At 68.8% G+C, this 21,024-nt stretch carries 14 protein-coding genes and 2 pseudogenes; 6 read left to right on the top strand and 10 right to left on the bottom strand.

Annotated elements, in window-relative coordinates; all coding sequences use genetic code 11:
• Positions 1–342: 342 nt before the first annotated feature.
• The 3 genes from JQX13_RS16425 (at position 343) to JQX13_RS16415 (ending at position 4,739) form a co-directional block, all read left to right on the top strand.
• A complete protein-coding gene (locus tag JQX13_RS16425; protein ID WP_203409952.1) occupies positions 343–852 on the top strand; it encodes an RNA polymerase sigma factor in 510 nt (169 codons plus the stop codon).
• Positions 852–3,782, top strand: coding sequence for a CHAT domain-containing protein (locus JQX13_RS16420; RefSeq protein ID WP_203409951.1), 2,931 nt, complete (start codon positions 852–854; stop codon positions 3,780–3,782). Before JQX13_RS16425 ends, JQX13_RS16420 begins: the two co-directional genes overlap by 1 nt.
• A 471-nt stretch (positions 3,783–4,253) precedes the next feature.
• On the top strand, positions 4,254–4,739 hold the full coding sequence (locus JQX13_RS16415) for a hypothetical protein (RefSeq protein WP_203409950.1): 486 nt from the start codon (positions 4,254–4,256) through the stop codon (positions 4,737–4,739).
• Positions 4,740–4,817: 78 nt separating this feature from the next.
• On the opposite strand, the pseudogene JQX13_RS55935 reads toward JQX13_RS16415, so the two are convergent.
• Together JQX13_RS55935 and JQX13_RS54120 are read right to left on the bottom strand one after the other, a co-directional pair.
• A pseudogene (locus JQX13_RS55935) lies at positions 4,818–4,949 on the bottom strand (DUF5953 family protein); the annotation flags it as partial.
• Between the two features lie 1,427 nt (positions 4,950–6,376).
• Positions 6,377–6,970, bottom strand: a pseudogene (locus tag JQX13_RS54120) (IS4 family transposase); the annotation flags it as partial.
• On the opposite strand from JQX13_RS54120, the gene JQX13_RS16400 reads away from it, so the two are divergent.
• The 3 genes from JQX13_RS16400 (at position 6,936) to JQX13_RS16390 (ending at position 10,500) form a co-directional block, all read left to right on the top strand.
• On the top strand, positions 6,936–8,090 hold the full coding sequence (locus tag JQX13_RS16400; protein WP_203409948.1) for a transposase family protein: 1,155 nt from the start codon (positions 6,936–6,938) through the stop codon (positions 8,088–8,090). The pseudogene JQX13_RS54120 and the gene JQX13_RS16400 overlap by 35 nt on opposite strands.
• Before the next feature lie 71 nt (positions 8,091–8,161).
• Positions 8,162–9,850: a SitA5 family polymorphic toxin gene (gene sitA5, locus JQX13_RS16395; protein ID WP_203409947.1), complete on the top strand. Its 1,689-nt coding sequence runs from the start codon at positions 8,162–8,164 to the stop codon at positions 9,848–9,850.
• A 17-nt stretch (positions 9,851–9,867) separates the two neighbouring features.
• Positions 9,868–10,500 (top strand): hypothetical protein, encoded by a 633-nt coding sequence (locus tag JQX13_RS16390; protein ID WP_203409946.1) that lies wholly within the window; start codon positions 9,868–9,870, stop codon positions 10,498–10,500.
• Between the two features lie 25 nt (positions 10,501–10,525).
• On the opposite strand, the gene JQX13_RS16385 is transcribed toward JQX13_RS16390, so the two are convergent.
• The 8 genes from JQX13_RS16385 to JQX13_RS16350 form a co-directional block, all read right to left on the bottom strand.
• Positions 10,526–11,731 (bottom strand): RCC1 domain-containing protein, encoded by a 1,206-nt coding sequence (locus JQX13_RS16385; RefSeq protein ID WP_203409945.1) that lies wholly within the window; start codon positions 11,729–11,731, stop codon positions 10,526–10,528.
• A 75-nt stretch (positions 11,732–11,806) separates the two neighbouring features.
• Positions 11,807–13,165 (bottom strand): universal stress protein, encoded by a 1,359-nt coding sequence (locus JQX13_RS16380; protein ID WP_203409944.1) that lies wholly within the window; start codon positions 13,163–13,165, stop codon positions 11,807–11,809.
• Between the two features lie 203 nt (positions 13,166–13,368).
• Entirely contained in the window at positions 13,369–13,755 is a 387-nt protein-coding gene (locus tag JQX13_RS16375; RefSeq protein ID WP_239014785.1) for a type II secretion system protein GspG, read from the bottom strand.
• Between the two features lie 21 nt (positions 13,756–13,776).
• Positions 13,777–15,297: a response regulator gene (locus tag JQX13_RS16370; RefSeq protein WP_203412051.1), complete on the bottom strand. Its 1,521-nt coding sequence runs from the start codon at positions 15,295–15,297 to the stop codon at positions 13,777–13,779.
• Between the two features lie 189 nt (positions 15,298–15,486).
• A complete protein-coding gene (locus JQX13_RS16365) occupies positions 15,487–18,354 on the bottom strand; it encodes a GAF domain-containing sensor histidine kinase (RefSeq protein WP_203409943.1) in 2,868 nt (955 codons plus the stop codon).
• Between the two features lie 146 nt (positions 18,355–18,500).
• The gene (locus tag JQX13_RS16360; RefSeq protein ID WP_203409942.1) at positions 18,501–19,619 is read right to left on the bottom strand and encodes a hypothetical protein; all 1,119 of its coding nucleotides are present in this window, start codon (positions 19,617–19,619) and stop codon (positions 18,501–18,503) included.
• A 21-nt stretch (positions 19,620–19,640) separates the two neighbouring features.
• Entirely contained in the window at positions 19,641–20,189 is a 549-nt protein-coding gene (locus JQX13_RS16355) for a Uma2 family endonuclease (RefSeq protein WP_203409941.1), read from the bottom strand.
• A 49-nt stretch (positions 20,190–20,238) separates the two neighbouring features.
• Positions 20,239–20,991 carry a hypothetical protein gene (locus JQX13_RS16350; RefSeq protein ID WP_203409940.1) on the bottom strand — a complete coding sequence of 251 codons (753 nt, stop codon included), beginning with the start codon at positions 20,989–20,991 and terminating at the stop codon, positions 20,239–20,241.
• Between the last annotated feature and the right edge of the window lie 33 nt (positions 20,992–21,024).

The following is a 21,024-nucleotide window of genomic DNA, read 5'->3' as shown; positions in this document are numbered from 1 at the left end:
GATCGCCGACGGGGTGGCCAGCGTCGCAGGTCATCCTACCCGAGGAGTCTGATTTTATCAAAGTAAAGAGTTTTTTACTGATTTTCCATTTTCAATCGGAGACAGGTGAGTGGGTGGGCGTGTCGTTACCCGGGCGTGTCATGGAATCCGGTGGGGCGAGACTGGTGCCGGCGGATGGCGGCGGACATGACGAGCAGGGGCGGGGTCGGTATCAACTGTCGAGGAGAACATACTGATTTGAAGAGGTTGGCTCTCCGAGGGTAAGAGGCACACCGCTCCACGCCTCTCTCGTGAGTGCTAATGACCGTCCCTTCAGATGCCGATGAGGCAGTTGCTCGGCGGTTGCATGCGCTAGTCGCCCGACAACGGCGATGGCTGCTCGCCCAGGCCAGCGCCCTCTGTCGCAATCCGGCCGATGCCGAGGATCTCACCCAGGAGACGATCGTTCGTTTCCTGAGCACCTTCGGCAAGGTCTCCCAGCTGCCCGATGACAACATCTGTGCCAGCTGGCTCGTCACCACCCTCACGCATTGCTTCTACGACCAGCTCCGCAAGCAGCGCACCCGGGAGCGGAGCGCCTCGGAGCTGGCCCGGCAGGCGCTCGCGGTCGATCCCGAGCCCCCCGCCCGACCCCTCTATGAGCGCGTCTCCGACGAGCAGTTCAGCTCGGCCGTGCAGGCCTTGAGCCCGGCCGCGCGCACCACCTTCGAGCTGCATGCCCGGGGCCGCAAGTACAAGGAGATCGCCGAGGAGCTCGGCATCCAGGAGGGCACCGTAGCCAAGCGGCTCCATGATGCCCGCTCGAGGCTCCGGAAACTGCTCGACCCCCTCATCCAGCTGGGAGAGAACTGATGTCCGCGCCCTGTGAACGAATCGAGCGTTTCGCGGATGGAGAGCTGGCTCCCGACGAGGCGGAGGCCTTTCGTGAGCACCTGCTGGACTGCATCCGCTGCAAGGTCGAGCTGGGCAACCTCCTGCAGCTCGAGATGATGGCCTCGCGCTACGTGGAGCAGCGGCCGATTCCGCTGTTCGCTCCCCCCCGCCGCGTCGTCTCCCGTTGGCGCGTGGTGGCCCTCGCGGGAGCGGCCTGCGCCGCGCTCCTCGCCGTTGCTGTCTTCGTGAGGTCCGGGGCTTCGTGGGCCGACCCGTGGTTGATGCGTGAGCCGAAGCGACGGCTCGAGATGCGCCTGGCCATCGCGGCTGCCGATCACCACCGGCCCCTGGCGGCCCGGAGGATGGGAGAGTCCTCGCAGGGCGCGCAGCTTCCTCTCGAGGCACTCGCGAAGCTCGAACGGAACGGTGATACCGCGGGGCTGGCCGCCGCCCTCCTCGCGAGGAACGACAAGAGCCTGGTGGAGCAGGCGTTGGCCTACCTCGCGCCCCTCCCGAGCACTCCGGAAAACGAGACCCTCCGGGCCACGGCCTTCCTCCTGAAGGGCGCTCCCGAGGAGGCGCTCCGGCACCTGGATCGCGCGCTCGACCAGGACCCCACGTTCCCCCAGGCGCTCTGGAACAAGGCCCTCGCCCTGAGGGAGTTGGACCTCCTGGCGCCTTCGGCCCGTCTCTTCCGCGAGCTCGCCCAGCGGGGAGAGCCCGGGTGGGCGGAGGAAGCACGCCAGCGCGCCGAGGCGCTCAGCGCGGCGGAACAGGCACGCATCCTGCGTTGGAAGGCCATCGTGAGCGCGGGGCAGGCGCTCGCCACGGACGGCACACCGCTCTCCTCCGAGATTCTCGCCGAGCGCGCCCCCATCCTCCGGTTGTACTTCTACGACGCGGTCCGCACCCGCACCTCCCGGGAGCAGGTCCTGGCACTCCTACCCCTGGCACGAGAGCTCGATCACCAGGCCGGAGGCGGGAACGTTCTGGCCCGGTACGTCGAGCGCATCGCCGCGAGCGACTTCGCGCGCCGGGCGCCCCTGGCGCGGGCCTATGGTGAGCTTCGTCAGGGCACGCTGCCGCCCGAGAGGGTCCAGGCGTTGATCGCGCAACTGCTCCGCTCCCCCGAGGATGATCTGCTCCTGGGCGTGCTCGTCTACGCCAGGGCCGTGGGCAGCCATCTCGAGGCGTTCGAGGCTCGGGCCGAGGCCAGCCAGGATCCCTGGTTCCGGCTCCTCGCCGCCCAGGAGCGCGCGGCGGCCCAGGTGGCGCGAGGGGAGGAGGAGGAGGCCCGGCAGACGCTCCTGGGGGCCCTCGCGCTCTGCGCCACCACGCCCATCGAGTATCGTTGTCAGCTCATCCGGATGGAGCTCGCCGGAATCCAATCCAAGCAGTTGCGGCTGGATGAGGCGTGGACGCTCGCGGAGCAGGCCTGGCGGCAGGCCCGCGCGGCGAACAACCGGGAGAAGGAGGCTCTCGCGCTGGGCCACCTCGCACAGAGCGCGCGGCTCCGGAACGATGCGCCGCTCGCACGGGCATGTTTCGCGGAGCTCCTCGCTCGATTCCAGGGGAACAAGGAATACGAGCGGTTCGCCCACCAGAGCCTGGCGCACGTCGCGCTGACTGAGCTTCGTTTCGATCTGGCACGTGCGGAGTTCGATCAGGCGATGGCCACCGGTCTTCCCCTGACGTTCGTCGGGACGCTGGCGCTCGCGGACCTCTCGCGGCAGAAGCCCGCTCCCGGGGACGAGGCCGCGCTCCACCGGGCGATCGCGGAGGCGCCCGCCAGCACCACGGAGGTCCAGCGCTTGATGCTGCGGCATTCCCTGGGCCGGTTCATCATCGAGCGGGATCGCCAGAAGGGCCGCGCTCTGCTCGAGGAGGTGCTCCAGGGGCTGGAGTCCGGTGACCTCCTGGCCCGGGACACGGATGCCCAGAAGCTCAGGGCCTATACCTTCACGTCGCTCATCTTCGACGCGGGCAAGGCTGGCGAGCATGGCGCGGCGCTGGAGCTGTTCGGCCGGGAGCAGGGCAGTCCCCTGCCCGGGCGGTGTCTGGTCGCCGCGACCGAGGACAGCGAGCGGAGCCTGCTCATCGTCCGGGGGGCCGCGGGGCAGCTCCTGGGCTACCACGAAGGAGCGCGCCGGACCCGGCTGCCGGAGAACCTCCATGGCTTCGTCCCTGGCGAGGCCCTCGCCGCGCTCCAAGGGTGTGAGAAGGTGGAGGCATTCGTCCGACCTCCCCTGATGGATCGGCCGGGCCTGCTACCAGCGGACATGGCTTGGAGCTACAGACTGCGCGCGGGGCCCGCTCCCTCACCCCGGGTAGGGCGGAGTGTCCACCTCGTGGTGAAGGACGTGGCGCTCTCTCCCGAGCGTGTGCGGGCCCTGGGGCAGCTCAACGCCTGGAGCGCGGTCTTTGGCCCGGATGAGGAGCGGCGGGTGCTCATGGGCACGGAGGCGACACCTTCCCGGGTGCTCGCGGCCATGCGGGATGCAACGGACATCGATCTGGTGACCCACGGCATCATCACTTCGTCACGATTCTCCTATCTCGTGCTCGCGAAGGAGGGCTCGAGTGACGAGCTGGGCGCGGGGCACATCCGGGTGCAGCACCTGGAGGGAGCGCCACTGGTGGTGCTGGCCGCCTGCCGGGCTGCGCGCGGCGCCTACATCCTCCACGAGCCATCGGGATTGCCCGCGGCCTTCATCCAGGCGGGAGCACGGGCGGTGATGGCCGCCACCGAGGAAATTCCGGACCTGGAGGCGGCCGGGTTCTTCAACGCCGTCCGGGAGAGGATCCGCCAGGGAAGCTCACCCGCTTCGGCTCTCAGGGACGAGCGGCGCCAGTGGCTCGCCGAGGGCAAGGGTCGGCGGTGGCTCGAGGGTGTCCTGCTCTACGAATGAGCCCACGTAAGAAATCACGTGGATGCCGTCTCTTCTGGTGAAGCATCTCGACTCACACCAGGAGACACACATGCCAGAAGCACCTCCTGCGTCACGGACTTCCTCATCGGCTTCCCAGAAGCAGGACGACTCCTTCCTTCCGCGTCCTTCGGTGATGAAGCCGAAGCCCGTGGGCAGTGGCCTCAAGGACAGCCAGGTCGGGGAGAATCCTCCGGGGAGTGGGGGAGGACAGCCTGGTAGCAATGAGCTCAGGGCTCCGGACTCGAGCTCTGACAAGCGAGGAGAGCTCGTACGTAAGAAATAGCGGGCCCCAGAGGAGTCGGAGCCCGGCCGGAGCCAGCGCGGTCTGGTTTCTTCGTCCGTCTGACGTTGGGGGTTGGTAAGAAAAAATAGACATCACGTCTTTATTCGTGAGGCGCGAAACAGGTTGCGCCCCATTGCGGTAAACCCTTTTCCCACCGAGGTTCAAACATGCGTTCAAATCTCAAATCGGGTCTCCGGACCGTTCTGGGTGTCACCCTCCTCTCCGCCACGCTCGGCGCGGGAGCCGCACAGGCGGGCGGCGTGTATGACGATACGTACTCGTACTGGCTCTACAGCAACGGGTGGGCTCTCTTCGCGGGCGGTCCCTATTCCGATGCGTACAACGGGACGCTCCACCTGACGCAGATTCCCGGCTCGGTCGCGACGTTCACCTGCTTGGATTCACAGGCCTTCCAGTTCTTTTACACCAAGGCCTACAATCGCGGCATGTTCGAGGTCTATCTCAATGGTGTGAAGATCGGCACCTACGACGGGTACTCGGAGACCCTTCAGCGGAAGACCCATCTGGTGCCAGGCGGCTACTACGTGGGGTACAGGGGTAACTTCAACGTGACGATCAAGACCCTGGATGCCAAGAATCCGGCCTCGTCCGGGTACTTCGTCGACGTCGACGCCATCGAGTGCAGCGGCTGATGTGCGCCACCACAGAGCCAACAGGCCTGGTCCCCTACCGCGCCCCCCATGGGTGGGCGGCATGGGCAGGCGTGTACCTCAAGGGGGCGGCACCGGCGATACCGAGCGCCCGCCGATCTCCGGGAAGCGCTCGTAGGCCCGTTTGAGCGCGTCCAGGTGGGCGGGGTTGTCCAGGTCGAGCGGCGCATCGGTGAGCTGGACAATCCACCCGTGTTGACGCGCAAGCTGGTTGATGGGCGCGTGAGCGAGCTGGGAGAGGGTGGAGCTGCTCCGGACGCTGCGGGCCGACCCGCTTTTAAACACGGTCCCCATCCTGCTCTTGAGCGCCGCGCACCCCCACGGGCTGGAAGAGGCCGATGCCTTCCTCTCCAAGCCCGTGGATCTCGACACCTTCGAAGCCGCAGTGCTGAAGGTGTTGCGCTCGCGTCCCGCTTCGGAGCCACGCGAGGTGGCCATGACCGCGGGGACCGCGCGGCCCGTCCCGGCAGCGCCGTGCGCGGAGAGATGCTCAACTGGGTGGCCCATGAGATCAAGACCCCCCAGAGCTCCGCGCGGCTCAACGCCCAGTTGCTGCTGCGCAAGCAGGGGAGCAAGGCTCCCCCGAGGAGAAGAAGCGCACCGAGGCGATCCTCCGCCAGCTCGACCGGATGAACGAACTCGTCACCTCCATCCTCGATACGGCGCGCCTGGCCGAGGGGGTGGCTCTACGGACAGAGCTGGTCTGCCAGCTCCTCTTTCGCCCGCGAACCAAGCAGTGCCGATGCCGCGAGCTTCTGAATTCTACCCGCCTTGGAACAGTCATCCGGCTCAGTGAGCGCCTGCTCCAGCAGAGAATCAAGCTTGTCCGTGGGGCCCTCCGCTTTCTTCTTGATGCAGCGGATCGAATCGCCGTTGTGGTAATAATAACGAACCTGCGTCACACCGTCTCGGGTCGCTGGTTTATCTGGAGTGCCCCCACTGGTGAATTCCCAGGTCTTCATCTCATACAGAGCGAAGACGACCTCGCGTTGATCATAGAAGAACAGGTACAAGTCTTCGCCGTGCCCTGGTGGAATGAACTCTAGTTCTGCTTTTTGGACCGCCCCGTTCTTCTCGAACAGCCGGACCCTGCCGCTGCCCTCGCCACCTTTGCACGTCAGGTCGAATTCGCTCTTCTTCAGGCCCTGATCGGCCTGAACTTGTTGATACCTCGCGCGAATCCCCTCGATCCGCGGATCTTCCGGCTTGGACGCCCGCGCTGGCGGAGCGGTGTTCCCGGCCCCAGACGTTTTCGAGGGCAACGGGTCAGGTGATTGTTGACAACCCAAGCCCGCGAAAAACGCTAGCATCACAGAGGCGCGCAGCACATGGTGCATTGAAAATTCCTTCCTGGATGAACCCAATATCACTCTCATCTGAGTATAGGCGGCATGGGAGCCCTGTTGCGGGCGAGGGCCGGGGTAGGTGGTCGTCCAGGAGGGCCGCGCGACACGTATTGAACGGTGCAGGACCCCGAGGAGGCCCGCTCGTCGCGCTCCAGGCACACCCCACCCCTGCGCAGGCGACCGGTCGCCTTGGGCTCCGCCAGAGAGAGCATCCCTCTGCCGTGCGTCACTCCCACAGCGCCTGCTGCTCTGGCCCTGAGGCATCCCCTCATAAAGGCCAAAGGCTTCACGGAAAACGAGCTGCTCGCAGACGCGTTGGGCGAAGCGTTCAATGAGAGGCCGCAGCTGGGCTTCGGGCATGTTGGGCAGAGCCTGGTAGTACATGCAGCCCTGGCGGAAGAGGGAGTAGGTGCGCTTCTTGGAGGTATTGGCTTTGAGGTCGCGCTCCATGCCGAGGCTCTCGCCAGCAGCCCCCAGCAGCGTCAGCAGGGCACATGCCAAGGCACTCAGTAGCAGGAGCCTGTCACGCCTGTCCGTCTGGGCGATTCGGAAGGAGGACAGGCCCATGCCGAAGCGCAAATCCTTCACGTCCCTGAAACTCTCCTCGATGGTGAATCTCCCGCCGTAGAGCGCCACCACCTCGGCTCCGGACGCTTCTCCCAGGCTGGAGGCCAGACACCAGGGCTCCTTCATGCCCTTCTTCTTCACGCATACCACCGCGGCGACTTCCACCTCATCGGCCGTGACGCGTGCGCCTTTGAGCTTGCGCAGGTGGCCTGAGGTCGGCACCCACTCAGCCGCACTCCGGCGCTCTCCCTGGGCGCTGGTGACGATGATTCGCTGGCGGAAGCGCACCACGTACTCAAAGCGGGGCCAGGGCTCCGCGCAGACAGTGGAGAAAGAGAAGCGGAGCAGCCGAGAAATCATCCGGGTGGCGCTGCCAGTCAAGAGTTGGGAGCAGGGGCCACCGGACGTGGAGGCGGTGAGGCCGGGGTGGTGCCCCGGGTGTGGTGCGGCGAGCCGGCCGGTGGGCGGGCGGGTGGTGCTGCACGGGCACGGCACGCGCAGTCGGCAGGTGTTGGGGCCGGAGGAGCCGGGAGGGACACCGAGACAGGTGGAGGTGCGGGTGCGGCGCTACCGCTGCCAGGCGTGCGGGGCCACGTGCACGGTGGCACCGTGGGAGGTGTGGACGCGCAGGCTGTACTCGTTGGCGGCGGTGGCGTGGACGCTGGCGTTGTGGGCCGTGGTGGGGCTTGGGCTGGCGGCGGTGCGTGAGCGCGTCAGCCCCTGGGTACACGTGGGGGCCACCTCGGCCCGGCGTTGGCGTACGCCACTGAAGTGGGTGGAGGCGGTGGAGGAGCGCAGGCTGCTGTCCCGGGTGCGTCCCTGGCCAGCCGGGTGGGAAGCGCGCCGGGCGGCGTGTGGCCACTTCAGGCCGACGACTGGCGGGCGCGGGAGAAGTCCACACATGGAAGGCCTCACCCCCAAGTCCCACGCCGAAGCGGTGGCGGTGTTCCGCCACGGCGTGCTGGGCGCCCTCACCCAGGCTCAGTTGGAGAAGGGGCAGTTACGCGCGGCGTTGCTGACCCTCAGCCAGCAGCGTTTCCGCCCTCCAGGTGCCCAGGCCACACGCGGCTTCTCGGTGCCCACCCTGGAGCGGTGGTACTACGCCTACAAGCGCCAGGGCCTGCCGGGGCTTTTGCCCACCGCGCGTGGCGATAAGGGCCGTGCCCTGGCTCTCACCCCCGAGCAGCGCCAGCTGCTGTTGGACATCGATGATCCTTACGCCTTCGAAGTGGAGGTGCTCGAGGTCGAAGGTGCTCCGAGAGCGCGTGCGAAGCAGGTTCTCGAGCACCTTTCCTACTTCCCCTCCGCGATCAGCCCTGGCACCCGCACCGGCGTGCGAAGTCCAGGCCCGAGGCCATTTCCGTTCGGCTCACAACCTACGCGCTACATCTTCCAGCCCTCGGCCTACCCGGTGGCTTGACGGACGCACCCGCGCTTCCGTGTGATTCCGGAGCGACGGATTGCACGCCGTGTCGCGCCTGGAGATGCACCGTGACCACCCCTCGTGTTGGCTCGCGCCCATCTGGCGCTCGGCGGCATCCCCTGCCAGGCGGCTGGTTTCTCCTCGTCCTCTTCCTCCAGTCGGCCTGCACCACGAGCGCCCCGCACGGCAACCGCCTCGTCGGTTACGGGTATGGCTCGCTCACGCCCCCACCCGCGCCCAAGGCGCGTGAGGCCGCCTCGGCTGAACCCGGCCTCGAGTCCGCCACCGTTTACGTGGTGGACTTCATGGAACCCGGTGCCGTCGCCACCCGGCCGGTGCCCATTCCCAGGGCCGAGTTCCAACAGGCCTTCCTACGCCTCTCCCGTGACGTGCGGCTGGAGAGGAAGACGCCACGGCAGGCCGCCCACGCGCTTCTCAGCCTCCTGGACACGCCACCTGAGGACTCCAGGGTATCCGTGACGGGCTACTGGAAACTGGAGCATTACCGCGGCGAGGGCCTCACCTGGATACCCGAGCGACAGGAGGGCCCGGTTGTCCTCACCCCCCGGGCCGAAGCAGCCCTCAAGGAGAAGTACCTCCGGTGGTGTGCACACCAGAGCGGTGGCGACTGTCTGGGACTGCTGGACGACGACAGCTATCTGCGCACGGATGACCGGCGCACGCTGGCCCTGGCTCTGTCTCTTGGCACCGTGCTCGACGAGACACACGAGGCCCTGGGACGCGAGTTGCTGGACACACAAGCGCTCGTCTCCATGGTCGTCTGGATGGTGGCCCTCTATTGCATGATGTGGGTGGTGCCCGAGCCGACGACCAAGGCCCTGGCGGCCGGCATGACCCTCCTCCTCATCGGCTACCTGGGCCTCCAGACGGTGTACGGACTGATGGACGGGTGGGCCCGCCTGGCTGACACAGCGCACCATGCCACCACCTTCGAGGAACTGCGCGCGGCGGGTGAGGAGTTCGGCAAGGTGCTGGGCGAGGATGCGGCACGAGCCCTGATTCTCGCCGTGGCTACCCTCGGCGGGCACACGCTCGGGCAGGTGTTGCCTCGGATGAAGTCGCTTCCAGGCTTCAACCTCGCGCGAGCGCAGTTCGACGCGCAGGGCGGCGGTGCTGTCATGAGACGCGTGGAGGTCGTGGAGACGGCGCTCGCGACGGAGGCGGCCCTGACCAGGGCCGTGGCGGCGGTGGAAACGGTGGCCACCTCACCACAGGGCCCCCTGGCCGTGGTGCTGCTCAAGAAGGGGACGGGCAGTGGTGGGGGACAGGCCCCAGGGGGCCGCGCCTCCGAGACCGTCATCCGTCACCGAGGTGGCAACCGGCAGGTGCAACTCAGTGACGGCCAACGCTGGCACCTGCCACGCGGCAAATCGGCCGCGGATATCCCCTCCGAGGACAAGGTGGGGGACATGCTCCAGGAAGCCATCACCCAGGCCGCGAAAGAGTGGGGGCCACATAGGCTCACGAATAGAGAGATCGCCGCCATCGAAAAGGCCAGGAAGAACGGTGAGTACTGGCTGGCGCGGCTGCTGGAACGCGAGGCCCGGGGGCGTTTCGTGCAAGTGAAGGTGAAAGAGCAGTTCCAGCATCTCTACGACTTCAGCCTGAGAAAGGGCGTCGACGTCATTGACCCGGTAACGGGCACCCGGTACGAGATTCTCTCCGGCACGGACTCGAATCTGGCGCGCCATGGCAGGCGCATGGCGGGCGAGTTCTTCCGGATGCTCACCTTCTGAAAGAGAAAAGGGCGGCGATGGATTCGCTCGGTAACATCGTCTTCAACGACCGGGAAATCGAAAACGAGCGGTTGGAGCTGACGGACAACAAGGCGAACTACATCCTCGGCCCCAACCTGCTGCTGAAGGACTGTACCCTCGTGCTGAAGGTGTCCTCTCGGCGCCTGAGCCTCCAGCAGCCCCGGTTCGTCGGCTGCACCTTCGAGGTGAAGCAGGAGTTGAAGAATTACCAGAGCTGGGTGGCCGCGTCTCTCAAGGGTTGCCGATTCAAGGGGCGGCTGACGGGGTGCGACTTCGGCCACTGGCCTGAATACATGAGTCTGCCGTGGTATCAGCACGGCTCCATCGAGGACTGTGACTTCACCGAAGCCCGCCTGGATGGCTGCCGCGTCATAGGGTGTGACCCCGCCACCCTTCGCTTTCCCAAGTGGCCCTGCTTCACCATCCTGGACCCCATTGGACGAGCCCCAGAGCTGCGCAGCGTCAAGTGGCCGGGTGCCCATGGCGACATCATCCCGGACACGCTCCTCAAGAACCCACCGACGACCAGGGCCCTGACCTATTACGCTCCCGCCGCCGCCAGGCTGCTCGAGACCACACCCGAAGAGCTCCGCGCCGTCATCGAGAAGTTCGACTGCATCGTCTACTGACGCGGCCATCTCGTACACAGCATGGCTACGTCCCATCCGCGCTCAGCCCTGGCACCCGCACCGGCAGGGAGTGGCTGGTCTCGGTGCCATCCCCCAATTGGCCGTAGGCGTTGAAGCCCCACGTCCATACGGAGCCGTCATAGAGCACCGCCAACGCGTGGGAACCCCCGCCCATCACGGCCACGACATCGCTCAGCCCTGGCACCCGCACCGGCACGGAGCGATAGGACGAGGTGTCATGCCCCAGCTGGCCGGAGGAGTTGTTGCCCCAGGCCCACACGGTCCCGTCGGAGCGCAACGCCAGTGAGTGATGGGAGCCCGCGGCCACGGCCACCACCCCGCTCAGCCCTGGCACCGGCCTCGGCGTGAAGCGATTGGTCGTGGTGCCATCCCCCAGCTGGCCGTAGAAGTTGTTGCCCCAGGCCCATACGGTCCCGTCGGAGCGCAACGCCAGCGCGTGGTAGGCACCGGCGGCCACGTCCATGATCCCGCTCAACCCTGGCACCTGCGCCGGTGTGGAGCGGTAGGGAGTGGATTCATCCCCCAGCAGGCCGTAGCCGTTGTAGCCCCAGGCCCACACGCTCCCGTTGGAGCGCACCGCCAACGAGAAGGACCAACCCGCGCTCACTGCCACCACCTCGTTCAGCCCCGACACCTGCACGGGCGTGGAGCGACGGGTCGTGGTGCCATCCCCCAGCTGACCGGAGGCGTTGTTGCCCCAGGCCCACACGGTCCCGTCCGTGCGCACCGCCAGCGAGTGGTCATAATCGGCGACCACGACCACGGCCTTGCTCAACCCCCGCACCTGGACCGGCCCGGAGCGACCGAGCTCGGTCCCATCCCCCAACTGGCCGGCGTAGTTGGCGCCCCAGGCCCACACGGTGCCCTCGGGGCGCAGCACCGCCAGCGAGTGGTTGTCGCCCGCGGAGACGGACACGACACCGCTCACGCCTTGTACCCGCACCGGCTGCACGGAGTAGCTGGAACCGGAGCCATCTCCCAGCTGGCCGGAGGAGTTGAACCCCCAGGCCCAGAGCGAGCCATCCTCGTGCAATGCCAGGGAATGGTATTCCCCCGCCGCGACAGGGATTCGCACCTGCGTACGCAGCGGCGCGTCGAGCACCGCCCGCGCTTCCGGCACCTCGTTCGCCGGCCCACAGCCGACCACCCCCCCCACTCCGAGCCAGACTCCCAGGAGTCCATTCATCCACAACCCGGTACTGCTTCGCATCCGCTACTCCTGCTCGACCTGAAAGAGGATGCTCCCATAGTCGAGCGGCGGCGCGACACCAACATCACCGGCGATTCACGCGTGGAGAACGACGACGGGGCGCCGGCAGCGCTCCACCAGGGCCCGCGCCACCGCGTCGCTGAGGTACCCGGCTTCACCCGGCGCGCGGGACGTCCCCAGACATACCAGGTCCACGCCCTCGCGCTCGGTGGCCTGGCAGATGGCCCGGGCCACGTCGTCACCGGTGACGCCCTCCATCGTCCACCGCACCTGCTGGGCGCCGTCCTCGTGGGGCACCAGCGCCTTGAGCCGCTCCATGACGAGGGACTGCTCGTGAGGTGGCTCGGGCACCACGCCGTACTGGTCCATCACCCAGGCCCTGTCCGCGACGCGGCGGCGGTGCACGTGCAGCAGGTGGACGCGGCCTCCGGGACGCACCAACGCGCGAGCCTCGGAGATGGCGCGGGCGCTGGCCTCGGAGAAGTCGATGGGCACGAGCACGGAGCGCGGCGGCACGGACGCCCGGACATGGGCCCGGGAGGGCGGCACGCACGCCACGGATTGCTCGGCGTGGCGCAGCACGCCCGCGGACACCGAGCCATGCCACAGCCGGGCCAGGCCTCCGCGCTGGTGGTTGCCCACGACGACGAGGTCCACGCCGCGCGCGTGCGCCACGTGCAGCAGGTGGTCCGCGGGGCGGCCGAAGCCCGGCTCCAGGTGCAGCTCGAGCGTGCCTTCTCCGGGCAGTTCCCCCACGCGCTCGCCCAGCTCGCGCAGCAGCACGCGCTCCACTTGAGGATCGAGCACCTCGATGCGGCGCACCACCGGGTCGAGCACCTCCAGGTGCACGGGGGTGTGGATGCCCAGCCGCTCGCGCTCCTCCACGGGCGAGCACACCACGGCGGCGATGATGTCACAGGGGCCCACGCGGCGCAGCTCGTGCAGCCACGCCACGGCGGCCTCCGAGCTGCGCGAGTCATCCGCGCCGACGAGCACCCGCAGGCGGCGCCGGCCGAGCGCCCACTCCCGGAGGGAGTCGCCATTGCGGCGCACCACGAGCACGGGTGCATGGGCCCGCTGGGCGAGGCGCTCATGGAGGGGAGCGCGGTGCCAGGAGACGGGGCCCCAGCCCTCGGAGGAGAGGACGAGCAACCGGGCGTCCTGGAGGAGCTCGTCGCTGATGAGCACGGAGCCCGGGGGACCTTCCACCAGCCGCGTCTCCACGGCGAGGTCGGGGGAGCGCAGGCGGGAGGCCTCGGCGAGCAGACGCGCGCGGGCGTCCTCGAGGGAGGTGGGGCCCTCGGGAGCGGGGTGGTGGCCATCGAGGACGCCGAGCAACCACAGCGGCTCACGAAGACGGGCGGCGATGGCGGCCGCGGCCAGGGTGGCCCGAACGGAGGACTCCGACAGATTGCTTGCACACACCACGGGCATGACGGCCTCCCACAGAGGGCCAGAGGGAATGCCCTCCTGACAGGAAAACCCACGAGGGGAGGATGACCATTGCCAGAAAGCACCGGAGCCCCCCGGCCGCCCATGCCCCCGCGAGCACGCCCCGTCCCCCGCCCACCAACCACCCTCTCCCTCCGGGAGAGGGCCGGGGTGAGGGTATGCGAGCCCCGAGGCCCTACTCGGCGCTACCGCGACCCGAGCACCGAGTGCCCGTCATGGATGGTGTGGTCCTGGTTGGACCCATTACCGCCGCGCCGCCCATCCTCTCCGAGCGACTGGATGAAGGGCCGTTGCCCATCGCTCGAATAGACATAGGGATGACCCCAGAAGTCGGTCGGCTCGGCGGGGAGGAACTTGGGCACGAGGAAGGAGAGGTCACCCTCCTCGGGGAGGGAGCCATGCTCGGCGCGGTAGGCCTCGAGGGCCGAGAGGATGCGCTCGAAATCAGCGTGGGCCTGGACGGCGCCGGGGTCGCGCTTGCCGCGCAGGCCGAGCCACACGGCGAGGACGAGCGCCACGAAGGCGACCGCCAGGAAGATGACCATCGGATGGGGGGAGCGGCGCTGCGTCACGGTGACCTCTCGAGCCACGCACTACCACAGGGCGCGGAAGAGCGGCACGGGATGTGGCTTGCCCTTGAGGCGGACGGGGGGCAGCTCCTCGAAACCCGAGTCCTGACCGGCCAGCAGGGCGACGGTGCGCTCGCCCACCAGGATTTCTCCCGGCCCGGCGAGGGCGCACAGGCGGGCGGCCACGTTCACCGCGTCGCCGATGCAGGTGTACTCGGCGCGCATGGCGCCGCCGATGTTGCCGGCCACCACCACGCCCGAGTTGATGCCGATGCCCAGCTCGAGCGTGAGGGGGCGGCCCTGACGCGTGGTGGCCCACTCGGCCTCGGCGCGCTCGCGCAGCTCGACCATGAAGGCCATCATCATCTTCGCGGACTGGAGCGCGCGCAGCGGATCATCCGCGCGGGACACGGGCGCGCCGTAGACGGCCATGAGCCCATCGCCGAGGAACTTGTCCAGGGTGCCGCCGCAGGTGAGCACCGCGTCCGACAGTCCGCCGAGCACCTGGTTGAGGACCCCGACGGTCTGCTCGGGCGGGAGGCTGTCGGCGAGCCCGGTGAAGTTGCGGATGTCGGCGAAGAGGATGGTGACCTCGCGATTCTCGCCGGTGAGGACCACCGAGTCGGGGTTCTTGAGGATCTCCTCCACGACGGCGTCGGAGGTATAGCGGGCGAAGAGCTTGCGCATCCGCTCCGTCTCGCCGGTGCGGCGCATGACGCTCTCGATACGCGCGGCGAGCTCGTCCATGGAGGCGGACTTGTTGACGTAGTCGTCGGCGCCCGCGCGCAGACCCCTCACGCGCTCGGTGTCGTTGTCGTTGGCGGTGAGGATGATGACGGGCAGGGCGCGGCTGGGGCCGTCCTTGATGCGGTGGCACAGCTCCATGCCGTCGATGCCGGGCATGTCCAGGTCGCTCAGGACGATGGCCGGCTGCACCTTGTTGACCTGCTCGAGGGCCTCGTAGGGGTCCTGGAAGCAGACGACCTCGTAGCCGAGCGACACGAGCCCGTCCTGGACGAAGGCACAGGCGAGCGGACTGTCATCCACCACCATGACGCGGTGGTGGCCACCCTCGTGGGGCTCGAGGCGGGCGGGGGGCTCCTGGCGGCCGACGCGGCCCTGGAGACCGAGGCCCTCGTAGAGCTGCTTATAGGTGCAGTACCCATTCTCGACGAGGATTTCGCCCAGCTTGCGGCCGGTGCGGCGCTGGAGGGCGAGCGCCTCGTCGAGCTGCGCGACGGTGAGGTACTTGAGGCCCACGAGCAGCTCCCCGAGCGGGGGCTGGATGGGGGTGAGGCCCTGGGGAGGCGGGTTGTGCAGGCCGAGCGCCTCGCCGAGGGCGTCTTGAATCTGCTCGCGGGTGACGTAGCCGAGCGAGATGAGGGCCTCGCCGAGCCGCTGGCCGTTGAGGGCCTGGAGGGCGAGGGCCTCCTCGATTTGATTGGGCGTGACGATGCCGAGCTTGAGAAGGAGCTCGCCGAAGAGCGGGCTGTCCGCGCGAACCGCGGAGCGTTTGCCACTCTCGGCGCGCTCGGCCGGCGGCACGTTGTCCAGGACAGGACGGGTCAACGGGCTCTCCACCTTCGAAAGGGGTGATTCCGGGGGCGCAGCGTATCCCAGCACCCGGGGTGGAGACAGGGACGCGACACGCTTCCCTGGCCGGAGTCCGGGCGGGCGGAAGAATTCTCACGCCACCCTTTACCCCCTATAATCCCTCCCTTCGCTCCCGGGGCCCTACTCCCGGGGCAGCTCCACGGTGAAGGTGGAGCCCTCGCCGGGGGCGCTCCACACCTGGATGTGGCCGCCGTGGGACTCGACGATCTCCCGCGAAATCCACAGCCCCAATCCGAGCCCGTGGAACTGCCTGCCATTCACGGCGCGCTCGAAACGCTCGAAGATGCGGCACTGGTCCTCGGGGGCGATGCCAATCCCGTGGTCCTTCACCACGAGCCGCGCGCGGCCGTCGTGTCCCTTCTCCACGCACACCTCCACGGGCTGACCGCGCCCGTACTTGGCCGCGTTGGACAGCAGGTTGCCCACCACCTGCTCGAGCCGTACCCGATCCCACCGCCCCATCACCGCGGCGTCCGCCACCAGCTTCACCTCGCTACCCGCGCGGGCCAGGGCCTCGGACATGCGCCCCACGGTGTCGCGCGTGAGCGAGGCCAGGTCCATCTCCTCGCGCTGAAGCGTCAACCGTCCGGCGGTGATGCGGCCCGCGTCCAGCAGCTCGTCGATGAGGGCCCCGAGCCGCTCGCTGGTGCGCTCGGCCTTCTCCACGCGCTGGGCCAGCCCGGGCGTGGTGGCCACGTCCCGCGTCACGCGCGCCAGCATTTGAATCTGCAGCCGCAGCGCGCTCAGCGGCGTCTTCAGCTCGTGCCCCGCCACGGAGAGGAAGTCATCGCGCAGGCGCACCGCCTCGGTGGCGGCGCCGTACAGCCGCGCGTCCTCGATGGCCAGTGCCGCGCGCTCGGCCAGACTCTGCAGGAGCAGCTGATCATCCTCGGCGTAGGGCCGTCCGCCGGCCACGTCCCGCACCACGCCCAGGGTGCCGAACACCCGCCCCTTCACCGCGAGCGGCACCACCAACAGGCTCTGCGGGCCATAGCGGTCCAGGTAGGGCAGGTACTCCGGGAGCCCGCCGGACGCGCGCGCCTCCTCCACGTCGATGTCCGGCAACAACACCGCGCGCCCGCTGGAGACGGTGCTCCCATGCAACCCCTCGCCCCGCTTCTGCCGCCGCGCGTGCACCGTGCCCGCGAGAAGCCAGCGCGCCTCCGGGTCCGGGTGGTGGATGGTGACGGGCTCCAGGAAGTCGCCGTCCTCCGCCATGAGCTGAAGCACGCACCCGTCGCCGATGACCTCGGACACCTTGCGGGCAATCACATCCAACACCGCGGGCAGGTCCAGCCCCGCCTCGGCCAGCATCCGGTCCACGTCCACGAGGATGCGCAGGCGCGCGGCGTGGTGGCGGGACTCGGCCTCGGCGGCGCGGGCCTTGCGCAACAGGCGCGCGTTGTCGATGGCCAGCCCCGCGCGCGCGGCCAGGTCCTCCGCGAGCGAGCGGTCCGCCTCCGTGAAGGGCGGCCTCTCCGGCCCTCGCACGAAGGACATGGCGCCCAGGGTGCGCTGGCGCGCCACCAGGGGCACGAGGATGAACGAGCCCCCCTCCGGCTGCCGCCCGCTCCCCGCCTCCGCCTCGCGAGCACCGGGAGGCCTCAGCCCGGTGACGAGCTGCGAGCGCCCGGTGCGCACCACGTCCGTGATGGCCGAGGGCCGCGAGCGCTCCGGGGAGAAGAACTCGATGGTGCCATGGAGCAGCGCCCGCTCGGGGCGCGCGTGCTGGACGGTGAGCCGCCGCAAGGCGCCATGCTCGTCGAGGAAGTCCACCGCGCACCAGTCGGAGTAGGCGTCCACCGCGAGCCGCGCCACCCCGACCACCGTGGACTCCCACTCCAGCGAGCTGGACAACAGCACGCCCGCGTCCGCCAGCAATTGCAACCGCTGCCCGGCGGCCTCCGCCTGGAGCCGGGCCGTGCGCTCCGTCTCGTACAGTCGAGCGCGCTCCAGGGCCTGCGCGCACTGGCGGGCCAGCCCCAGCATGAGGGTGCGCTCCAGCTCGGTGAAGTGCCGCGCCTGCGCGAAACCAAACACGAGCAACCCCAGGTTGCGCTGCTCCACCCGCAGGGGGAGGAAGGCGAAGGCCTTGGCGAGCTGGCGCTCCATGGAGGGCACGAAGGTGGGGTAGCGCGTCCGTGCTTCCTCCGGGGATTCCAACCACACGGGCGAGCCGCGCTCCGCCGCGTCGTAGCCGGGCATCCCGGGCATCTCCCGGGGCAACGACTTCCACGGGGCCAGCTCCTCCTGGGTGGTGCCCACCGCCGCCACCAACTCCACCGAGCGCCCATCCGCCGACTCCTGGTGCACCGTCCCGCCCAACGCGCCCACCGCGGGCACACCCAATTCCAACACCGCCCGCCCCACGTCCTCGCGGGTGAGGGCGCGCCCGAAGGCCTCCGTCACCGCCTGGACGCTGGTGAGGCGCAGCAGCTCGGCCTGTTCGGCCTCGGCCCGGGCCTGCAGCGCGGAGGTGCGCGCGGACTCCACCCACCGGCCGCGCTCGATGGCCAGTCCGGCCAGCCGCGCATACAGATTGAAGCGCCGCGTCTCCTCACACGAGAAGGCGCGCGGCTCGGGCGAGGGCCCCAACAGGATGCCCACACACCCGCCGCTCGCGCCGAGCACCGGCAGCGCCAGCAGCGACGCCGCCCCCATCGCGTCCATCATCCCGGCCAGCTTCGGATCCACTCCCGCGGCCCCCAGCTCGAAGTGCCAGGGCGCGGACGCCAGCTCCGCGCCCTGCAACAGGTGACGCCCACACGAGACCACGGCCTCGGGCGACAACCCGGGCGTGACCTGGGCCAGCAGGGAGCCCTCCACGTCGAACCAGGCGACGGCCGCGCGCTCCATCCCCAGGGAAGCCGCGGCGCAGCGCACCACCTCTTGCAGCATGGCCTTCGCGGATGGAGCCGCAGCCAACTGCTCCAGCGCGCGCGACATGCGCTCCACCGCGGCGACAAAGTTGTTTCCGGGCATCTGCATGCCCCACCCCCCAAACCCGGTCTCCACCAGCCCCGGGCCTGAGATGAGAGTTTTCCACGACTTGCCACGCTTGCCCACCCGCCGCCGGGCGAAGCGTCGGATTCAAGATGAACGGAACTCTCTGGCTCGCCCGGAAGTTCACAGGCTCAATGTTCGAAGACCCGGAGGACGGCGAAGAGGATCTCCAGGACGATGAGCAGCACGACGGTGAGCTCCAGGGTGTGGCTGCGATCCGTGTCCACCTCGCCCTTGAGCAGGCCGTACGTCTGGGCCAGCAGCTGCTGCTTGCGCGTCACCGAGGCCTGCCACGCGGGGATGCGCATGCGCTTGACGGCGGCCTCGTACACCTTGGCCAGGTAGAAATCGCCAATGATTTTGAGGCTGTTCTCGATGCGCTCGATGAACTCGTTGAGGTCCACCAGGGTGGCGAGCGTCTCGCGGGCCAGGGCGCGGTAGGGGCTGCGGAAGAGCGCGCGGAAGCCGTGACGCCGGGCCTGCACCTGGTCGTGGATGCGGGCGATGTGCCCATCGAGCTGCTCGTCGTAGTAGCGGAACTCGAGCAGCTGGGCGTTGGCCACCTCGAGCAGATCCGGAATGTCACCGGAGCCGGAGGGCTCGTAGACGAAGGCGCTGTTCCAGTCGACGACGACCAGGTCCTCCTCGGTGTAGCTGAAGCGCGACTGGGTGACGGCCTCGCGCTCGCGGGAGGACAGCGGCTTGGAGTCCACCTCGCCGAGCAGCACCCGGGCCAGGTCCGCGCGGGCCAGCAGCTCCTCGGCGGAGGGGTTGCCCTCCATCCGCTCGACGAAGAGGACGGTGTAGCTCTCGTTCTGGTCCCACAGGTGGGGCCCCTGCACGGCCGGGGCGATCATCCGGCGCACCGCCTCGATGAGCTCCAGGGCGAGCTCCTCCAGGGCCACGCTGTCATACAGCTCGTCGGCCAGCGAGGTGAGCGCCTCGAGCGTGGTGCCGGAGGACACCGGGACGCGGAGGATGATGGAGGCGGCGCCGTGGTCGAACAGGCGCGCCGTCACGTCCACGGTGACGGGCCCCTCACGCAGGGCGAGCGCGCGCCGGCCCAGCTCGAAGGCCAGGGGCGGGTTGGGCAACTGGAGGTACTGGCTGTTCTCCCGGCCGAGCTTGAGGCGGCGGGTGTCCGAGGAGACGACACGCCGGGCGTGGTCGAGGTTGATCTCCTCGGCGATGTCGAAGGTGCGGTAACAGAGGACCTGGGCCCTCTCGATGATGAGCGGAGCTGCGACCATGGGAAGTCGCAGCCTAACCGCTCATTCCGCCCACAGGAGGCGCAACGGGAGCTCCAATGCACCAAAAGGTTCGGCACGGACGGTACTGGAGCCCGAATGGAGCGCCACGAGCGAGTAGCGGCGGCCGTCGAGCTCGAGCACCTCCAGGGTGCGCACCTCGGGGTCCACCAGCCAGACGTGGCGGATGCCCTCCCGGGCGTAGAGGGGCAGCAGGTGGGCGCGCTCGTCGGGGTGGGCGAGCACCTCGCAGACCCAGTCCGGGGGCAGGACGATGCCGGAGGAGCCCCGGGGCAGGCGGGGAATGCGCTCGCGCCGCCAGCCGAGCAGATCCGGCGAGAGGACGCTCTGGCCGAGGTGGATTTCGAGGCCGGACAAGAGGAGCCAGGAGCCGGGGACGCCACGGCCCGCCCCATAGGTGCCGATGAGCTCGGCGCCGAGCTGGGAGGTGGCATAGGCGTGGAGCGTGGCGGAGCGCGGGGTGACGGGACGCGCGGCCATCGGGAGCCCCATCCGGCGCGGGGCCAGGGGCTCGAGGTGGGAGACGGTGGCGGGGCTCATCATGGCGTTCATGGGGCCACCATGATGAGGAGGGGGTCTGACATCCCCGGGCCGGACGGCGCTACTTCCCCCCCTCCGCGCCGCCGAGGGCCTCGGAGAAGTCCAGCTGGGAAAAGAGGCTGTCGGCGAAGCGCTGGGTGCAGTCCGGGGTGGGGCTGGGGACGAGGGCGCACTGGCGCGGGGCGAGCGCCTCGGGGCCGGCGGCGGCGCGCTCCAGACGCTCGTTGTAGGATTTCCAGTCCTCCTTGGAGAGCTGACGCACGGGGAGGTCGGACTCCTCCACGTGGACGGGGGCGCGGGCGGCGACCTCCCCGGTCCTGGCGCGGTAGGCCTGGAGGGACTCGCGCGCCTTGCGGGCGGGCTCGGCGAAGCCCTGGAGGGCCTTCTCAATCCCCTTCCAGTCCCTGCGGGCCCAGGCATCGGCGTAGAAGCCGCGCCAGGCGTACTGCCGCTGGAGACACTGGAGCTCGGTGTAACCGTAGCCGGTGCCCATGGAGCGCTCTCCGGAGGAGAGGTCGACCCAGTTGGCCTCCTCGAGGGCGGCGCAGGACTCGGCCATCCAGCGGTTGTAGTCGGCCTGCAAGGACATCCACTCCTTGAAGGCGGCGGGCTTCTGCTTCTTGAGGGGGACGATGACCTTGTCGAGCGCCTTGTTCATGGCCTTGCGCAGGCACTCCGCGCGCTTCTGCTCCATGAACTTCATCTCGATGTTGGAGTCGGGCATCTGCTTGGGCGGAGGGCAGGCCTTCCGGGCCCAGGCGTCGATGGGATTGGGATTGGCCACGAGCACGGCGGCGAGGGCGAGCACGAGCATGTCCCCGCTGTCCTAGCACGCGGAAGGAGGGAG

This window comes from Archangium violaceum (assembly GCF_016859125.1).
GTDB lineage: Bacteria > Myxococcota > Myxococcia > Myxococcales > Myxococcaceae > Archangium > Archangium violaceum_A.
The sequence above is the reverse complement of the archived record's forward strand: the minus strand, read 5'-3'. Positions and strand labels throughout refer to the sequence as shown.